This window comes from Egicoccus sp. AB-alg6-2 (genome assembly GCF_041821025.1).
Classification (GTDB): Bacteria; Actinomycetota; Nitriliruptoria; order Nitriliruptorales; family Nitriliruptoraceae; genus Egicoccus.
On the sequence record NZ_JBGUAY010000012.1, the window covers coordinates 57,404 to 75,343 of the forward strand.

A 17,940-nucleotide genomic window follows, 5' to 3' on the forward strand; every position below is an offset into this window, starting at 1 on the left:
GTGCCCTATGTCGACACCCACTGCCACCTCGACCACCACGAGGGACTGACGCCTGCCGAACAGGTGGAGCGCGCCCGTGCGGCGGGGGTGACGACGATGGTGACGGTCGGCACCGACATGGCGTCCTCGACCCAGGCGGTACGCACGGCCTCCCGCTTCGCCGGCGTCTGGGCCGCCGTCGGCGTCCATCCCAACGACGCGATGGAGGCCACGCCACACGTCCTCGAGGTGATCGACCGCCTGGCACAGGACGAACGCGTGGTCGCGGTCGGCGAGACGGGGCTCGACTACTACCGCGAGTACACGACCCCGGCCCAGCAGGAGGCCAGCTTCCGGGCGCACATCCAGATCGCGCGCCAGCACGACCGCGCGCTGGTCATCCACTGCCGCGAGGCATGGGACGACTGCCTCGACATCCTCAAGGACGAGGGAGCACCGGAACGGGTCGTCATGCACTGCTTCAGCGGGGACCTCGGGGTCACCAAGCGTTGCGCCGAGGCCGGGTGGTTCCTGTCGTTCGCGGGCAACCTCACCTTCGCCAACGCCGGCGATCTCCGCGACGCCGCGGCCGCCGCCCCGCTGGAACTGGTGCTCACCGAGACCGATTCCCCGTTCCTGACGCCGCATCCCCACCGGGGCAAGCCCAACGACCCGTCCTACGTTCCGTACACCCTGCGCACGCTCGCGCAGACCCAGGGTCGTCCTTTGGACGAGGTGGAAGCGGCGGTCGAGGACAACACGCGCCGGGCCTTCCGCTTGCCGCCAAAGGACACCCCCCACGCCGTCTGAACGGCCTCTCGAGCCTTTTCCCCCGCGGACCATGGTCGCCGGCGACGCGCCGCCGCGGCCTCGTCCGGAGTCCCCTCCCTGGTCGATCGGCCACGGCCAGGCGGTGGGTGCGGGCCTAGCGTCCCGCCCCATGCCCCGGCGACTCCCGCTCCGCACGTCCTCACACCGCGCCCGCAAGACCGCAGCACTGGGTCTGGTCGGCGCGTTGGCGCTGCCGTTGATCGCCTGGTCGGACGCCGTGGTGGTCGAGGTCGACGGCGAACTCCACGAGGTCCGCACCTACGCCGGCACCGTCGGTGAGGCCCTCGAGGTCCTCGACGTCGAGCTCGGGCCCGCAGACGAGGTGTCACCCCCACCGGGCGCGCCGCTCAGCGACGGGCTCACCATCGAAGTGGCGCGGGCCATCGCCGTGGAGGTGGTCGTCGACGACACCGAGGTGCACGAGGTGCTCGCCCCGGTCGGCTCGGTCGCCGAGGCGCTGGCCGCCGCCGACCTCGCCGAGGTCAGGAGCGAGGGCGCGCAGATCGACCCGCCGTGGTCGGCCGCCGTGGAGGACGGTGACGTCGTGCACGTCACGCTGCCGAAGCCGGTCGAGGTCGTCGTCGACGGCGACACCCACGCGACCGAGACCCTGGTGACCACCGTTGCCGAGGTGCTCGACGAACTCGAGGTGGACCTCGACGCCAGCGACCGGGTCAGGCCGGCCCTGTGGCAACCGATCGAAGGTCCCACCGAGATCGTGGTCCAGCGGGTCGAGACGGGCGAGGAGATCGTCGAGGTAGCGCTGGCGGCGGGCGAGCAGCGTCGCGACGACCCCGACCTGCTGCGCGGCAAGACGCGGGTCGAGCGCGAGGCGCAGGACGGGCTTCGGGTCGACCGCTACGCCGTCGTCGACGTGGACGGGGAGCGGACCCAGCGCGAACTGATCGAGCAGGTGGTCGTCCGCGAACCCGTCGACCGGGTCGTCCTGGTCGGCACGAAGGCGCCCCCGCCCCCGCCACCGCCCCCGCCACCGCCGTCCGCTCCGAAGCCGAAGGCCACGGCGGACACGGCGTCGTCGGGAACCTCGGACGGGGTCTGGGACCGGCTGGCGCGCTGCGAGTCCGGTGGCAACTGGAGCTACCGGGGCACCTACCACGGCGGGCTGCAGTTCCATCCCGACACGTGGCGCCGGCACAAGCCGTCCGGGTACCCGGAGTTCGCCTACCAGGCGTCGCGTGCCCAGCAGATAGCGGTCGGTGAGCGCGTCCAGCGCAGCCAGGGCTGGGCGGCATGGCCCCACTGCTCCCGTCAGATCGGGCTGCGGTAGTCCACGCCCTATCGTGGCGTGGGTCGCGTCCCCGCGGCGATCCGTGCTGTCGACCCGAGGTGACGCCATGGGCGAGCTGCTCACCCCGCGCGAGGTCCGACGGCTGCTCACCGAGCGTGGCCTCGCCCCGCGCAAGAAGGCGGGACAGAACTTCGTCGTCGACCCGAACACGGTGCGACGGATCGTCGAAGCCGCCCGTCTGCGCACCGACGACGTCGTGCTGGAGATCGGCCCGGGGCTGGGCTCGCTGACCCTGGGTCTGGCCGCCGCCGCCGGACGGGTCGTCGCCGTCGAGATCGACGCCGGCCTGGTCGCCGCACTCGACGAGGTCCTCGCCGGACGTGATGACGTCGAGGTGGTGCACGCCGACGCGTTGCGCACCGACCTCGGTGCGCTGGTCGGCGACGGGCCAGCACGGCTGGTCGCCAACCTGCCCTACAACGTGGCGACGCCACTGATCATGCACGCGCTGGAGGACCCGGCCGTCGAGGACCTGTTCGTCATGGTCCAGCGCGAGGTCGGGGAGCGCTGGGCGGCGGCGCCCGGGCATCCGCTGTACGCGGCGATCAGCTGCAAGCTGGCCACCATCGCCACCGCCGAGGTGACCCTGACGATCCCACGAACCGTGTTCCACCCGGTTCCCAACGTCGACAGCGTCATGGTGCGCATCGTCCGCCGCGTCGACGCGGTCACGGGCGCCGAACGCGACCGGCGGTTCCGGCTCGTCGAGACCGCTTTCCGGCAGCGTCGCAAGACCCTGCGCAACAACCTGCGCGCCCTGGCGCCGATGTCGGTCCTCGAAGGTGTCGCGGCGGATGCCGGCATCGACCTCGGCGCGCGGGCCGAGACGCTGTCCGCCGGCGAGGTCGCCAGACTCGACGCCGCGCTGGCCGCTGTCGGCGTCGAGGTCTGAACGCGGCGGGACCGTGCGACCCGACCACGTCGACCATGGCCGAATCGGGCCTTGCACGCGCGCTCCCTAGGATGCGACCGGCCAGGGGAGCAGAGCCGATCGGGAGGCCGGCGTGGGCGGAGGCAGCAGCGGGGGGCCCCGCGTCCGCGTCCGCGTGCCGTCGAAGGTCAACCTGTTCCTGGCCGTGCGCGGGCTTCGGCCCGACGGCTACCACGAACTGGTGACGGTGCTGCAGACGGTGTCCATCCACGACACCGTGCTGGCCCGTCTCGACGGCTCCGTCGCGTCGGCACATCCGGCCGCGCGGCGGTTCATGGACCTCGCCTTCACCCAGGAGGCGGGCCCCGACGTGCCGCCGGGAAGCGACAACCTCGCGGTGCGCGCCGCCCGGCAGCTGATGGGGCTGGTGGGCGTCGGTACGGCGCACCGGGACGGGGAGGCGGCCGTGCCCGTCACCCGCCTGCATCTGACCAAGCGCATCCCCGTCGCCGCGGGCATGGCGGGCGGTTCGGCGGACGCGGCGGCGACCCTGCTGGCGCTCAACCACCTGTGGGGCACCGACCTCGCGCGGGAGGAGCTGCGCGATCTCGCCGCGGAACTGGGCGCCGACGTGCCGTTCTGTGTCACCGGCGGGACGGCGCTGGCCACGGGGACCGGCACCGCCACGGCCCAGGTGCTGTGCCGTGGCAGCTACCACTGGGTGGTCGGCATCAGCGGCGAGCCGTTGTCGACACCGTCCGTCTACCGGGCCTTCGACGAGGTCGGCACGCCGTCCGAGGCCGAGCCCGACGCCGTCCTGCAGGCGCTGCGCACCGGCGACGCCGAAGCGCTCGGCGCCGCCCTGCACAACGACCTCGAGACGGCGGCCTTCTCGCTGCGACCCGAGCTGCGCGACGCCCGCGACGCCTTCCTGGAACGCGGGGCGCTGGGGGCCCTGGTCAGCGGGTCGGGACCGACGGTGGTCGGGCTGGCCGAGTCCGCCCAGCACGCCACCGAGCTCGCCGGCCGGATGCAGGACGCCTTCGACCGTGTCGAGGTGGCGCTCTCGCCCGCCGGTGGGCCCGAGGTCGCCGTCGACTGATCCGCGGCGGCCGCACGCGGCACCATGTCGCCGCTCCGCGTCGATGTCGCGCCAACACCGCACCGGCGACGAGCAGCCGCGACATCGACGACCTCACGCGACACGCCCCCGGCCCGGAACGCCGACGCGCCGTGGCGACTACCCTCCCCGGCCCGGTGCCCGGCCGTCCCGACGGCCGGAACCACCCTGGGAGGTGGTGTAATAGGCAACACGCCGTCCTTTGGAGTCGGTATTCAGGGTTCGATCCCCTGCCTCCCAGCCAGCGCTCCGCGTCCTGCTCCTCGGAGGAACCCTCGTGTCCGACATCGCCCGCACCGCCGCGGTGGTCCTCGCCGCCGGCAAGGGGACCCGGTTCCGTTCCGACCTCGCCAAGGTGCTGCACACGGCGGCCGGACGGACCCTGGTCGGTCACGTCCTCGAGGCGTTGCGGCCGCTCGGCCTCGGCCAGGTCGTGGTGGTGGTCGGCCACCAGGCGGACGACGTCGCCGCGTCGGTCACCGACAGCGGCGTCGACGGGCTGACCACGGTCCTGCAGGAGGAGCAGCACGGCACCGGACACGCCGTACAGGTGGCGATGCCGGCGCTGGCGGCCGACATCGACCGGGTCATGGTCCTACCCGGCGACACGCCGCTGCTGACCGCCTCGACCCTCGAGGAACTCCTGCACGCCGCCGACGGGCGCACCGCCGCCATGCTGACCGCCCGGTTGGCCGATCCGGCCGGCTACGGCCGCGTGCTGCGCAACGCCGACGGCAACGTGAGCGCGATCGTCGAGCACCGGGACGCGACCGACGATCAGCGCGCCATCGACGAGATCAACGCCGGCATGTACGTCATCTCGCGCGAGCACCTCGTCCATGCGCTCGACCGGCTCGACACCGGCAACGACCAGGGCGAGCTCTACCTCACCGACGTCGTCGAGATCCTCGCCGGCGAAGGCGAAGAGGTCGCCGCGGTCGTGACCGGCGAGGACGAGGTCGCGGGCGTCAACGACCGCCGCCAACTGGCCGAGGCCGCCGCCGTGCTGCGTCGCCGCCACCTCGACCACCTCATGACCCAGGTCGGCGTCTCGGTCGTGGATCCTGCGACCACGCACGTCGACGTCGACGTCGAGGTGGGCCGTGACGCCGTCCTGCTGCCCGGCACCATCCTCGAACGCGGTACCCGCATCGGTGAACGCGCCACGGTCGGCCCCAACAGCCACCTCACCGGCTGCGAGGTCGGCCCGGACGCGACCGTGCACTCCACCCGGGCGATCGACGCGGTGATCGGCGCGTCGGCCAGCGTCGGACCGTTCACCCACCTGCGGCCCGGCACCGTGCTCGGCACGAAGGCGAAGGCAGGGGCGTTCGTCGAGACCAAGAACGCGACCCTGCGCGACGGCGCGAAGGCGGGCCACCTCGCCTACGTGGGCGACGCGACGATCGGCGAGCGTGTCAACGTCGGCTGCGGGGTCGTGCTGGTCAACTACGACGGCACGGACAAGCACCACACCGTCGTCGAGGCGGACGCGTTCGTCGGCAGCGGCACGATGCTGGTGTCGCCGGTCACCATCGGTGCCGGCGCCTACGTCGCCGCGGGCTCGACCATCACCGAGGACGTCCCCGCGGACGCGTTGGCGATCGGGCGGGCCCGGCAGGTCAACAAGGACGGCTGGGCCGCGCGCCGCCGGCGACGACAGGGCGGCTGAGCCGGGAACCGCCGGTCCCGCCGACCGTCCCTCGCGCGACCCGGGAACTGCCCGCCCGCCGGCTGGCTCCGGGGCCGCCGGCCCCGCTACCGTCCCCGCCAGTCCCGCATCGTTCGCCCGCGCGTCGAGGTTGCCGTGGAAGTCGTCACCAAGAAGCGCATGCACATCTTCTCCGGGTCGTCGTACCCCGAGCTGGCCCGCGAGGTCGCCGACCACCTGGGCATGCGCGTCGGTGAGGTGAAGCTGGCGCAGTTCGCGAACGGCGAGCTGTATGCCCGCTACGCCGAGTCGATCCGCGGCGGCGACGTGTTCGTCATCCAGTCGCACCTGACCATCCCCGGCGGGATGAGCATCAACGACTTCGTGATCGAACAGCTGATCATGCTCGATGCCCTCAAGCGCGCATCGGCGAAGCGCACGGTGGCCGTCGTGCCCTACTACGGCTACTCGCGCTCGGACAAGAAGGCCCGGTCGCGCGAGGCGATCGCCGCCCGCATGATCGCCGACATGTACGAGTCCACCGGCGTGGACCGCATCATGTCGGTCGACCTGCACACCGGGCAGATCCAGGGCTTCTTCGACGACCCGTTCGACCACCTGACGGCGCTGCCGTTGCTGGTGCAGTGGATCGCCGAGAACACCGAGGCCGCGAACCGGGTCATCGTCTCGCCGGACGCCGGGCGGGTACGCCTGACCGAGAAGTTCGCCGGTCACCTCGGTGCGCCGATCGCGATCCTGCACAAGCGGCGCGACCCGGACCAGCAGAACGTCAGCGAGACCCTCGACGTCATCGGTGACGTCGACGGCAAGACGTGCATCCTCATCGACGACATGATCGACACGGCCGGCACCATCTGTGGCGCGGCCGAGCTGCTGATCGAGCGGGGCGCCCATCGGGTCATCGCGTGCGCCACCCACCCCGTGTTCTCCGACCCGGCGGCGGAGCGCCTCGAGAACTCGGTCATCGAGAAGGTCGTGGTGACCAACACCCTGCCGATCCCTCCCGAGCGCCGGATCGACAAGCTCGTGGTCCTCTCGATCGCCCCGATCCTGGCCTCGGCGCTCCGCGCGGTCTTCGAGGACCAGTCGGTGTCGGAGATCTTCCGCGGCGAGAACGTGTAGAGGCGCCGGTTGCCGGGCCCACGAGCGGCCGGGTACGCTGCCATCTCCCCGGCCCGCGTGTCCCTTCTTCGCGGGCCGGCCGCGTGTCCGGCCCACCACGACGCTCGTCGCGCGCGAAGCCGCACGCACACCCCCACGTGACATCTCGCCGCCGCACGACCCGCCCCGCAGGGGCACGCCGCGATCCGCGCCCGAGGCGCCGCCGCGGCAGACGGTGACCGACCCACGCCGGGGACACACGCATTCTCGAGGAGCACCACCGTGTCGAAGCAGGTCCAGCTCAGCGCACAGAAGCGCACCCAGCAGGGCAAGGGTGCCGCCGGCCGCCTCCGCAGGCAGGGCCGCGTCCCCGGCATCATGTATGGCTACGAGGTCGAGCCCACCCCCGTCAGCGTGGACGCGCTCGAGCTCTACCACGCGCTGCACACCGAAGCAGGGCGCAACGCGATGATCCGCCTGGAGATCGAGGGCGAGACGCACCTCACGCTGGCGCGTGACCTGCAGATCCACCCGATCCGGCAGGAGACCCAGCACGTCGACTTCCTCGCCGTCGACCGGGACTCGCAGATCTCGGTCGAGGTCCCGGTCCACTCGGTCGGCGAAGAGGACGTCGCCCCCGGTGGCGGCGTCGTGAACCAGATCCTGTACACCGTGCCGATCCTGGTCCGGCCGCTCGACGTGCCCAACTCCTTCGAGCTGTCCGTCGAAGGGCTCGAGATCGGTGACGTCCTGCGGGTCGAGGACCTGGCCGGCCAGCTCCCCGACGGCGCCGAGTTCGACATCGAGCTCGACCGCACCGTCATCACCATCAACGCCCCGGTCTCCGAGGCCGAGCTCGAAGCCCTCGAGGAGGGCGTCGGTGCCGGCGCCGACGACACCGGTGCCGAGGCCGCCGTCGAGGTGGACGAGGCGGCCGGGGACGAGGTCGTGGCCGAGCCCGCCGAGGCCGAGGAGGCCTGAGCGCCCTGCGGTTGTTCAGGAGCACTCCCGTGGCCGACGACGACCGCTGGCTCGTCGTCGGCCTCGGCAATCCCGAGGGCGAGTACGGCGGGACCCGGCACAACGTCGGTGCCGACGCGGTGCGCGCCTTCGCCCGCCGCGAACACGCTGACCTCGCGCGCAACAAGCGCGCCCGCTGCGAGACGGCCGAGACCGTCGTGGCCGGCGTGCGGTTCGCCCTGGCCGTCCCGCAGAGCTACATGAACACCTCCGGCGGACCGGCGCAGCAGGCGGCGAACTGGTTCAAGGTCCCCGTCGAGCGCACCATCGTCCTGCACGACGACCTCGACGTGGAGCTCGGCGCTCTCAAGGTCAAGCGCGGCGGCAGCCCGGCGGGCCACAATGGCCTCAAGGACCTCGATCGGGCGTTCGGCAGCCGCGACTACCTGCGGGTGCGGATCGGCATCGGGCGGCCCCCGGGGCGGATGCCGGGCAAGGACTTCGTGCTCCGTCGGTTCTCGCCGGCGGAACGCGAAACCGTCGACGTCACGCTGGAAGAAGCCGGTGACGCGGTCGTGATGTTGGCCACCCAGGGCCTCGAGGCCACCCAGAACCGCTATCACGGGGCACGCTGACCCCGTCGCGAGGAGACGGTCGTGAAGCAGAGGCTGCAGCAGATCCGGATGGCGTGGGGTCAGCTGAAGGAGATCGACCCCAAGGCGCCGGCGATGATCGCGGCCGGCGCGCTGGCCGGGTTGCTCATCGGTGCCCTGCTCGGTCTGCTCGTCAACGAGTGGGTAGCGATCCCGGTCGCGCTGCTGTTCGCGTTCATGGGCGCGATGATGGTGTTCAACCGCCGCCTGCAGAAGGCGCAGTTCTCCGCCATCGAGGGCCACCCCGGCGCCGCAGCCGCCGTGCTCCAGCAGATGCGGGGGCAGTGGTTCGTCTCACCGGCAGTGGCCGTCAACGCCAAGCAGGACCTCGTCCACCGCGTCGTCGGACGCTGCGGCATCGTGCTGGTCGCCGAGGGGTCCTCCCCACAGCGGGTGAAGGCGTTGCTGGCCAAGGAGAAGAAGCGGATCGGCCGCGTCGCCGGCGAGGTGCCGGTGCACACGGTCCTCGTCGGCGACGGCCGCGGGGACACGGTCACGCTGAACAAGCTGCAGTTCACCATGAACAAGTTCAACCGCGAGCTGTCCAAGACCGAGGTGCCCAAGCTCGAGCGCCGCCTCAAGCCGCTGGATCGCACGGCGCCCATCCCGCAGGGCATCGATCCCAACATGGCCCGCCGCCCCCGCCCGAAGCCCCGCTAGGTCCGCGACGTCCCGGGTCGGTCGGCACACTGGCCGGCCGAGGCAATGCCCCTCTCGACGAGGTCGACCGCCCGTGAGCGCTCCCAGCAGCATCGACGACGTCCTCGATCCCGGCATCGCGGCCGGCCCACTCGCCGCCGCCCTGCGGCCCGGCCGGGCCGAATGGCCCGAGGAGCTCGAGGATCCCGACGAGCTGGTCTGTGCCCCCCCGGTCCGCCCCTACGTGCTGAGCCTGCTGGCCGAGCGCGCCACCCCGCTGCTCGTGCTCACGCCGCGGACCTCCGACGCCGAGGCCGTCGCCGACGGTGTGGCGGCCTACCTCGGGGAGGACCGGGTCGCGGTCTTCCCGGCGTGGGAGACGCTGCCGCACGAGCGGTTGTCCCCGCAGCCGCGGACCGTCGGTCGCCGGTTGGCGGTGCTCGACCGGCTCTGCCACCCGGAGGGACACGATCAGCTGCTGCAGGTCATCGTGGCCCCGGTCCGGGCCGCCGTGCAGCCGATGGACCCGGCACTGACCGGGCAACGCCCGATCGAGTTGACCTCGAGGTGGGACGGGTTCGACCGGCTCGTCGAGGGGCTCGCCGGACTGGGCTACAGCCGCACCAGCCAGGTCGAGTCGCGGGGCGAGTTCGCCGTCCGCGGCGGCATCGTCGACGTGTTCCCCACCGGCGCCGACCATGCGGTCCGGGTCGAGTTCTGGGGCGACGACGTCGAGTCGTTGCGTCAGTTCGGGGTCGCCGACCAGCGTTCGACCGAGCCCGTCGAGCGGGTCGTGGTCGACCCGGCCCGCGAGCTTGTCCTCGACGACGAGCTCCGCGAGACCGCCCGCGCGCGGATCCGCGACTGGCCGGAGCTCACCGAGCCGTTGGAGCGTCTCGCCGAAGGCCAGACGTTCGAGGGTGCCGAGGCGCTCGTGCTGCTGTTGCGTGACGAGCCAGCGCTGCTGAGCGACTTCCTGCCGGGGGACGCTGGCATGGTGCTCGTGGACCCGTTGCTCCTGCAGGACCGGGCCAACAAGCTGCGGGAGGAGGCCGAGGTCCTGGCCGAGACGGCTTGGCGCACCGCCGCGTTCGCGGCCGCGGGCGGCGACGCCGAAGCCGCCGGCGCAGGGTCGCCGCTGCAGGGCACCAACTTCGCCACGCCCGAGCAGCTGCTCGCCCGCAGTCCCCAGCAGGTGTGGCGGCTGACCCCCTTCGGCAAGGCCGGCGGCACCCGTCTGCCGGGCGCGGCCTGGGACTCCTTCCGCGGCGACGTCGTCACCCTCGCCGAACGTGCCAACACGCTGCTGCGCGAGGGCAAGCGCGTCGTCATCGCCGTCGACGCCGACGGGCCGGCGCGCCGGATCGGCGACGTCCTCGGCGAGCAGGGAGTGCCGGCGACGATCGTGCCGGCGCTCGCGCCGACGGCCGAGGGCCACCGGGTCGAGGTCACGGTCAGCCGCCTGCGCGCAGGGTTTCACGCCGACGAACTCGGTATCGCGATCCTCGGGACGTGGGACGTGTTCGGCCCCCGCCGGCGCCGTGCAAGTCGCCGGCTGGGCACGCGCACCAGCGCCGCGGACGCCGTGCTGCAACTGCGCGAGGGCGACCCGGTGGTGCACCGCACCCATGGCGTCGGCCGCTACCGGGGCATGGTCACACGCGAGTTCCCTGCCCCGAACGGCACCGTGGCGAAGCGCGACTACGTCCTGCTGGAGTACGCGGACGGCGACACCCTCTACGTGCCCTCCGACCAGGTCGATGCCGTCACGCGCTACCAGGGTGGCGAGACGCCCAGCGTGATGTCGCTCGGCGGCGCCCAGTGGGAGCGGGCGAAGAACCGGGTCCGCAAGGCCGTCCGCGACATCGCCGCGGACCTGATCCGGTTGTACGCGGCCCGCATGCATGCGCCCGGTCACGCCTTCACCTCCGACGGGGCGATGCAGGCCGAACTCGAGGACGCGTTCGCCCACGTCGAGACCGTCGACCAGTTGACCACCATCGACGAGATCAAGCGGGACATGGAGGCGCCGGTCCCGATGGACCGGCTGCTGGCCGGCGACGTCGGCTTCGGCAAGACCGAGGTGGCCGTACGAGCCGCGGGGAAGGCCGTGTTCGACGGCAAGCAGGTGGCGGTGCTGGTACCGACCACGATCCTGGCCCAGCAGCACTTCGAGACCTTCAAGGAGCGTTTCTCGGGCTTCCCGGTCGAGGTCGAGGCCTACAGCCGCTTCACGTCCACCAAGGACCGCAAGCGCATCCTCGACGGCCTCGCGGCCGGCACCGTCGACATCGTGGTCGGCACCCATGCGCTGCTCGGCAAGTCGGTGCAGTGGAAGGACCTCGGACTGGTCGTGGTCGACGAGGAGCAGCGGTTCGGCGTGTCGCAGAAGGAGCGCCTCAAGCAGCTGCGCACCTCGGTGGACGTGCTGTCGATGTCGGCCACGCCGATCCCGCGGACGCTCGAGATGGCCGTCTCCGGTCTCCGCGACCTCTCGGTCATCGAGACGCCCCCCGAGGATCGTCAACCGGTCATGACCGTGGTCAGCGAGTACGACGAGGCCCAGATCGCGCTGGCGATCCGACGCGAGCTGCTGCGCGATGGCCAGGTGTTCTACGTCCACAACCAGGTCGACTCGATCCACCGGGTCGCCGCCGGCATCGCGGAGATGGTGCCCGATGCCCGTGTCGAGGTCGCGCACGGGCAGATGGACGAGCGCCAGCTCGAACGCGTGATGGTGCGGTTCTGGGAGCGCGAGTTCGACGTCCTCGTCTGCACGACGATCATCGAGTCCGGCCTCGACATCCCGAACGCCAACACGCTGATCATCGAGCGGGCCGACCTGCTCGGCCTGTCGCAGCTGCACCAGCTACGGGGCCGGGTCGGGCGTTCCTCCGAGCGCGGATACGCCTACTTCCTCTATCCCGAGGGGGCGTCGATGACCGAGCCGGCCTACGAGCGGCTCAAGACCATCGCCGAGCACACCCGGCTCGGATCCGGCCTCGCCATCGCCATGCGCGACCTCGAGATCCGGGGGGCCGGCAACGTCGTCGGGGCCGAGCAGTCCGGCCAGGTCGCCGCCGTCGGCTTCGAGATGTACTCCCAGCTGCTCAAGGAGGAGGTCGCCGACCTGTCGGGCGAGCCGATCGAGGAGGAGGTCGACATCAAGCTCGAACTCCCCGTGGACGCCCACCTGCCGCACGACTACGTCGAGGACGAGCGACAGCGGCTCGAGTTGTACAAGCGCATCTCGGCGATCCGGGACGCGGGTGGGGTCCGCGACGTCAAGGCCGAGCTCGCCGACCGGTTCGGGCCGCTGCCCGGCGCGGCCGAACGCCTGCTCTCGCTGGCGGCGCTGAAGGCGGCACTGCGGCGCTGGCGGATCCACGAGGTCACCCTCACCGCCTCCGGTCGGCTGCGCGTCGCGCCGATGGACCTCACCGATTCGCAACTGGTGCGGGTCGAGCGTCTGCACCGGGGTTTCCGCTACCAGCGTGAGCAGCTCGTCCTCCAGATCCCCGTGCCGTCGCCCCGGCCGCCCGACCTGATCGCGTGGGTCGCCGCGACGCTGCGTGACCTGGTGGCGCCGCCGCCGAAGCGGCGCTGACCGGTCAGTCGTTGGCCGGTTCGTCCGCCGGATCCGCGGTCACCGGGTCTTCGTCGAGTTCGTGCCCGAGGGTCTCCGGCAGGGCGAGGAACGCCGTGGCGACGAGGGCGACCACGATGCCGATGGCGATCGAGGCGTTGCTGAAGCCGCCCGTGAGGTCGGCGAGCACGCCGAACGACAGCAGCCCCAGCACGGCGCCGAGCACCCCCGACATGGTGATCCAGCCGGCGACCGTGGCACGGAACGAGGTCGAGGCGATCTCGGCGGCCAGCGCCCCGGTCGGGGGAGCGAAGCCACTGCTGAACGCGATCGCCAGCAGGTAACCGACGGTCAGCGACGGGACCCCGCCGGCGTACGCCAGTGCGATCGACAACCCCGTCGCCGCCATCATCAGGGCGGCCGTGACGCGGCGGCCGATGCGGTCCGCTCCGGCCCGCCCCAGCAGGATGCCGACGAGCCCGGCGGGGCCGGCGCCCAGCACCAGCATCGAGATGAACAACGGCGAGGCGTTCAACACCCCCTCGCCATAGACGAACAGGTAGGTGAAGCCGGGTCCGGTGGCGACCGCGATCCCGCCGGTCGTCAGGGCCAGGAGCGCGACGGGACGCACCAGCTGCCGCGGGACCGATCCGGGAAGACCCTGTGCGTGGGCGGCGCTCTGCGCGATGCGGGGCTCGCGCACCTTGCGGGCCAGCAGCGGCAACAGCAGCAGGGGGACGACCGCGAAGGCGGTCACCACACGAAACGACGGTTCGCCGGGCAGCGCACCGCGGGTGATCGACACGACACCGGCGCCGAGCCCGTAGGCGGCGGTGATCAGGGCGATCGCCGCCGAACGGTCCCGTGAGGTCGTCTCCTCGGCGGCGACCACGCCGGCGAGGGCGTTGACCGTGGACAGGGCCGGCCGCGCGAGCGCGACCAGGGCCACGTACCACCAGAACCCGGGCGCCAGCGCGGCCGCGGAGGTGAGGAACAACCCGATGGCCGCGAGCGTCAGCAGCAGACTGCGGCGCCCGAACCGGTCGGCGAGGGCGGCGATCGGCAGGCTGGCCAGCGACGCGACCCGCACCAGCGCCAGGGCGACGCCGACGGTGGTCGCCGGCAGACCGATCTGCGCGGCGACGTCGTCGCCGACGCCGACCTCCCCGAATGCGGCCGCGACGTCGCCGATGACGGCCGTCACACTGAACTGCGCGACCCCGGCGGCGACGGACAGCGCCGACACGGTCAGCACCGGCGCCGTCAGCCAGGCGGGACGGCGCCCCTCACGGGGCCCGGGTTCGTGGCCGTCGCGGGGAGCGGCTTCGGACACGACGCTCCTCACGACGGACGGGGCGCGAACCTATCCCCCACGGGGCGCAGGGGTGCAGGTGGGCGCCTCGGCCGCTAGTCTGCCTTTTGTTGCGAGATATTCGCAGTTCTGCCGCCCGGCAAGGAACCGACGTGCATGCACCCGATGGCTTCCTGACGCTTCCGGCCGCCGTCGGCACGGGCCTGATCAGCGCCGGCGCGGTCGGTGCCGCCCTGCGACAGTCCCGCGAACAACTCGGCGAGCAGCAGGTCCCGCTGGCCGGCCTGACCGCCGCCTTCGTCTTCGCGGCCCAGATGGTCAACTTCCCGGTGGCGGCCGGTACGACCGGTCATCTGCTCGGCGGCGCGCTGGCGGCGGTCCTGCTCGGACCGTGGGTCGGCATGCTTGTGGTGACGGTCGTCGTCGTGGTGCAGGCGCTGGTCTTCGCCGACGGCGGGCTGTCCGCCCTCGGCTACAACGTGCTCAACATGGCCGTGGTGACCTCACTCGGCGGCTGGGGCGTGTTCCGGCTCGGTCGGCGACTGCTGCCGGCCACGCGCACCGGCGTCGCCGTGGCGGCCGGTGTCGCCGGGTTCGCCGCGGTCGTGCTCTCCGCGGTCGCCTTCAGCCTGCAGTGGCTCGTCGGCGCGAGTGCGCCCGTTCCCTTCGACCGGGTCTTCGTCGCGATGGTGGGCGTCCACCTGCTCATCGGTGTGGGCGAGGGGGTCATCACCGGCCTCACGGTCGCCGCGGTGCTGCGGACCCGGGCCGACCTCGTCGCCGGTGCCAGCGACCTGCGGGTCGGCGCCGCTGCCGGGCCCGGCCTGCGCCGCTTCGTGTTGGGCGGCGTGGCCGTCTCGCTGCTGGTCGCCGCCGGTGTGGCCCAGTTCGCCGTCGACGACCCCGATGGTCTCGAGCGGGTCGCCGAGGACACCGGCTTCGCGGCCGCAGAGCGTGAGCACGCGCTGGCCAACAGCATCTTCGCCGACTACGCGACCGCGGGGGTGGCGAACGAGTCGACGAGCCTGGCGGTCGCGGGGATCGCGGGCACGGTGCTCACCCTCGCCATCGGTGGTGGCCTGTTCTCGGCCGTGCGCGGTCGCGCGCCGGGGGCCGGCCGGCCACGGCGCCACCCTGTCGGCGGCTAGGAGATGGGGGCCGGGCACGCGCATGCGCTGTACGTGCACGAGCACTCACCCGTGCACGCACTGCCTCCGCACGTCAAGGTCGTCGCCGCCTTCGGAACCGTCGTCACCATCGCCGTGACCCCGGCGCCCGCCTGGCCGGTCTTCGCCGTCGCGGCCGTCGTGCTCGGCGGCGTGGCCGTGCTCGCGCGGGTGCCCCTGCGGTTCGTCGCGACGCGGTTGCTGGTCGTGGTGCCGTTCCTCCTGGTGGCCGTGATGGTGCCCTTCGTCGCCTCGGGGTCCCGGGTGACCGTGCTCGGACTGGAGGTGTCGCGCGCGGGCATCGTCGCCGGCTTCGGCATCGCCTCGCGCGCCGTCCTCGGCGCGACCGCCTCGATTCTGCTGGCCGCCACCACGGAGGTCCCCCGGCTGCTTCGCGCGCTGGAGCGGCTACGGGTCCCACCGGTGCTGACCCAGATCGCCACGTTCATGGTGCGCTACCTCGAGGTGGTCGCCGGCGAACTGGGTCGCATGCGCACGGCCATGGTCGCGCGGGGGCACGATCCGCGCTGGCTGTGGCAGGCCCGGCCGGTCGCCGCCGCATCGGGCGCCTTGTTCGTCCGCAGCTACGAGCGCGGCGAGCGGGTGTACGCCGCGATGCTGGCGCGGGGGTACGCGGGCACCATGCCCGACCTCCACGACGAGGAGCCGGTCGCCGCCGTCACCTGGAGCGTCGCACTCGCCCTGCCGGCCGTGGTGGCCTGCACCCTGCTGCTGTGGTGGCTGCGTCCGTGAGCGCCCCCTCCGAGTTCGAGATCTCCGCGGGGGGCGGTCCGCCCGCCGGGCTGGTGCTGCGTGGCCTGCGGTACGCCTATCCCGACGGGACCGAGGCGTTGTCCGGCCTCGACCTGGCCGTGGCACCGGGGGAGCGGGTGGCGGTGCTGGGCCCCAACGGCGCGGGGAAGACCACGCTCGCCCTGCACTGCAACGGGCTGCTGCGCGCCGCCGAGGGCAGCGTCCAGGTCGGCGAGGTCGAGCTCGCCGACCCGACGCTGACCGAGATCCGCCGCCAGGTCGGCTTCGTGTTCCAGGATCCCGACGACCAACTGTTCCTCGGCACCGTGCGTGAGGATGTCGCCTTCGGGCCGGCCAACCTCGGCCTGCGGGGGGAGGTCCTCCGGGACCGGGTCCAGGACGCCCTGCACGCGGTCGAGGCCGAGCATCTCGCCGCCCGCGCGCCGCACCACCTGTCCGGAGGCGAGCGACGGCGGGTGGCGCTCGCGACGGTGCTGGCGATGCGACCACGGCTCCTCGTCCTCGACGAGCCCACCTCCAACCTCGATCCGGCCGGCCGCCGCGAGCTCCACGACGTCCTGGTCCGGCTGCCCGTCACCCAGCTGGTGGTGACCCACGACCTGCCGTTCGCCCTCGAACTGTGCCCACGCGCGGTCGTGGTCAGTGGTGGCCGGGTCGTCGCCGACGGGTCGACCGCCGACCTGTTGGCCGACGAGGGCCTGCTGCGGGCCAACCGCCTGGAGCTACCGTTCGGGTTCGATCCCCGGTCGGTGGTCCCGCCGCGCTGACCCCGGCCCGACACGAAGGGCCCGCGTGCGTCTGGTCACCTGGAACGTCAACTCGCTCAAGGCCCGCATGCCCCGCGTGTTCGAGTTGCTGGACGCCCACGATCCCGACGTGGTCTGCCTGCAGGAGACCAAGTGCGCCGCCGAAGCCTTCCCCCACCTCGAGTTCGCCATGGCCGGCTACCACGCCGTCGAGCACTCGGCCGGTCGCTGGAACGGCGTCGCGTTGCTCGTCCGCGACGACCTCGAGGTGGACCAGGTCGTTCGGGGACTGGTCGGTGAACCCGACGTCGCCGAGGCCCGGTGGATCGAGGCGCGCGTCGGTGGGGTACAGGTCGTGAGCGCCTACGTGGTCAACGGCCGGCGCCCCGATCATCCGATGTTCGCCGCGAAGCTGGCCTTCTTCGACGCGATCCGGGATCGTGCGCGGTCACTGGTGGCCGGCGGCCCGACCGTGATCGCCGGCGACCTCAACGTCACCCGCGACGACCGTGACGTGTGGGATCCCGCCGCCTTCCTCGGTGCGACGCACGTCACGCCCGAGGAGCGGGCCCACTTCGAATCGGTGCTGGCCGTCGGCCTCGTCGACGCCTACCGCGAGGTCGAACCCGACGGTACGGGGTTCACGTGGTGGGACTACCGCATGGGTGCGTTGCACAAGAACCTCGGGATGCGGCTGGACTATGCGTTGGTCAGCTCCCACCTCGCCGTCCGCAACGTCGTGGTGGACCGCACCTTCCGCAAGAACAACCAGGCGGGTGACAAGCCCTCGGACCACGCGCCGCTGCTCGTCGACGTCGAACGTCACTAGGGTCCCCCCGACGGTCGAGGGAGGAGGACCACATGCCCGGGGACTGCCTGTTCTGCAGCATCGTGGCCGGTGACGTGCCGGCGGATCGCATCGCCGAGGCGGAGGGCGTGATCGCCGTCCGCGACATCTCGCCGCGAGCGCCGGTGCACGTGTTGGTCGTGCCCGAACGGCACGTCGGCTCGGCGCACGAACTGGGCGACGACGACGCCGCGCTGCTGGCCGACTGCTTCGCGCTGGCGCGCCGGGTCGCGACCGCCGAGGGCATCGCCGAGGGCTACCGCATCACCACCAACGTCGGTGAGCGTGGTGGGCAGAGCATCGCCCACCTGCACTTCCACGTCATCGGCGGCCGGCAGCTGGGCCACATCGACTCCGGTTCGCCCGAGGCGCCC

16 protein-coding genes and 1 tRNA gene are annotated in these 17,940 nt (G+C 72.4%); 16 read left to right on the top strand and 1 reads right to left on the bottom strand.

What is annotated here, in order from left to right:
• The 11 genes from ACERMF_RS17430 (at position 1) to mfd (ending at position 12,742) form a co-directional block, all read left to right on the top strand.
• A complete protein-coding gene (locus ACERMF_RS17430; protein WP_373670424.1) occupies positions 1-789 on the top strand; it encodes a TatD family hydrolase in 789 nt (262 codons plus the stop codon).
• 130 nt (positions 790-919) lie between these two features.
• Positions 920-2,098, top strand: coding sequence for a transglycosylase family protein (locus tag ACERMF_RS17435; RefSeq protein WP_373670425.1), 1,179 nt, complete (start codon positions 920-922; stop codon positions 2,096-2,098).
• Between the two features lie 67 nt (positions 2,099-2,165).
• The gene (gene rsmA / locus ACERMF_RS17440) at positions 2,166-3,011 is read left to right on the top strand and encodes a 16S rRNA (adenine(1518)-N(6)/adenine(1519)-N(6))-dimethyltransferase RsmA (protein WP_373670426.1); all 846 of its coding nucleotides are present in this window, start codon (positions 2,166-2,168) and stop codon (positions 3,009-3,011) included.
• A gap of 112 nt (positions 3,012-3,123) precedes the next feature.
• The gene (locus ACERMF_RS17445; RefSeq protein WP_373670427.1) at positions 3,124-4,092 is read left to right on the top strand and encodes a 4-(cytidine 5'-diphospho)-2-C-methyl-D-erythritol kinase; all 969 of its coding nucleotides are present in this window, start codon (positions 3,124-3,126) and stop codon (positions 4,090-4,092) included.
• A 187-nt stretch (positions 4,093-4,279) separates the two neighbouring features.
• Positions 4,280-4,354: transfer RNA gene (locus tag ACERMF_RS17450), tRNA-Gln, on the top strand.
• A 33-nt stretch (positions 4,355-4,387) separates the two neighbouring features.
• Positions 4,388-5,782: a bifunctional UDP-N-acetylglucosamine diphosphorylase/glucosamine-1-phosphate N-acetyltransferase GlmU gene (gene glmU / locus ACERMF_RS17455; RefSeq protein ID WP_373670428.1), complete on the top strand. Its 1,395-nt coding sequence runs from the start codon at positions 4,388-4,390 to the stop codon at positions 5,780-5,782.
• Positions 5,783-5,917: 135 nt separating this feature from the next.
• The gene (locus tag ACERMF_RS17460; RefSeq protein ID WP_373670429.1) at positions 5,918-6,904 is read left to right on the top strand and encodes a ribose-phosphate diphosphokinase; all 987 of its coding nucleotides are present in this window, start codon (positions 5,918-5,920) and stop codon (positions 6,902-6,904) included.
• A gap of 261 nt (positions 6,905-7,165) precedes the next feature.
• On the top strand, positions 7,166-7,864 hold the full coding sequence (locus tag ACERMF_RS17465) for a 50S ribosomal protein L25 (protein WP_373670430.1): 699 nt from the start codon (positions 7,166-7,168) through the stop codon (positions 7,862-7,864).
• Between the two features lie 29 nt (positions 7,865-7,893).
• Entirely contained in the window at positions 7,894-8,478 is a 585-nt protein-coding gene (pth, locus tag ACERMF_RS17470; RefSeq protein WP_373670431.1) for an aminoacyl-tRNA hydrolase, read from the top strand.
• Positions 8,479-8,499: 21 nt separating this feature from the next.
• Positions 8,500-9,156, top strand: a complete 657-nt coding sequence (locus ACERMF_RS17475) for a DUF4191 domain-containing protein (protein WP_373670432.1) — start codon at positions 8,500-8,502, stop codon at positions 9,154-9,156.
• Positions 9,157-9,229: 73 nt separating this feature from the next.
• Positions 9,230-12,742, top strand: a complete 3,513-nt coding sequence (mfd, locus tag ACERMF_RS17480; RefSeq protein WP_373670433.1) for a transcription-repair coupling factor — start codon at positions 9,230-9,232, stop codon at positions 12,740-12,742.
• A 4-nt stretch (positions 12,743-12,746) separates the two neighbouring features.
• Here mfd and ACERMF_RS17485 read toward each other — a convergent pair whose 3' ends face one another.
• Positions 12,747-14,054, bottom strand: coding sequence for an MFS transporter (locus ACERMF_RS17485; RefSeq protein WP_373670434.1), 1,308 nt, complete (start codon positions 14,052-14,054; stop codon positions 12,747-12,749).
• A 131-nt stretch (positions 14,055-14,185) separates the two neighbouring features.
• Here ACERMF_RS17485 and ACERMF_RS17490 point away from each other — a divergent pair, with 131 nt between their 5' ends.
• The 5 genes from ACERMF_RS17490 to ACERMF_RS17510 form a co-directional block, all read left to right on the top strand.
• Positions 14,186-15,181: an energy-coupling factor ABC transporter permease gene (locus tag ACERMF_RS17490; RefSeq protein ID WP_373670435.1), complete on the top strand. Its 996-nt coding sequence runs from the start codon at positions 14,186-14,188 to the stop codon at positions 15,179-15,181.
• A gap of 3 nt (positions 15,182-15,184) precedes the next feature.
• Positions 15,185-15,952: a cobalt ECF transporter T component CbiQ gene (gene cbiQ / locus ACERMF_RS17495; protein WP_373670436.1), complete on the top strand. Its 768-nt coding sequence runs from the start codon at positions 15,185-15,187 to the stop codon at positions 15,950-15,952.
• Positions 15,949-16,740 (top strand): energy-coupling factor ABC transporter ATP-binding protein, encoded by a 792-nt coding sequence (locus ACERMF_RS17500; RefSeq protein WP_373670437.1) that lies wholly within the window; start codon positions 15,949-15,951, stop codon positions 16,738-16,740. The genes cbiQ and ACERMF_RS17500 overlap by 4 nt, the downstream gene beginning before the upstream one ends.
• Positions 16,741-16,765: 25 nt before the next feature.
• Positions 16,766-17,548 (top strand): exodeoxyribonuclease III, encoded by a 783-nt coding sequence (locus ACERMF_RS17505; RefSeq protein ID WP_373670438.1) that lies wholly within the window; start codon positions 16,766-16,768, stop codon positions 17,546-17,548.
• Positions 17,549-17,580: 32 nt separating this feature from the next.
• Positions 17,581-17,940, top strand: a 360-nt coding sequence (locus tag ACERMF_RS17510) for an HIT domain-containing protein (protein ID WP_373670439.1), incomplete at its 3' end; no start/stop codon positions are given.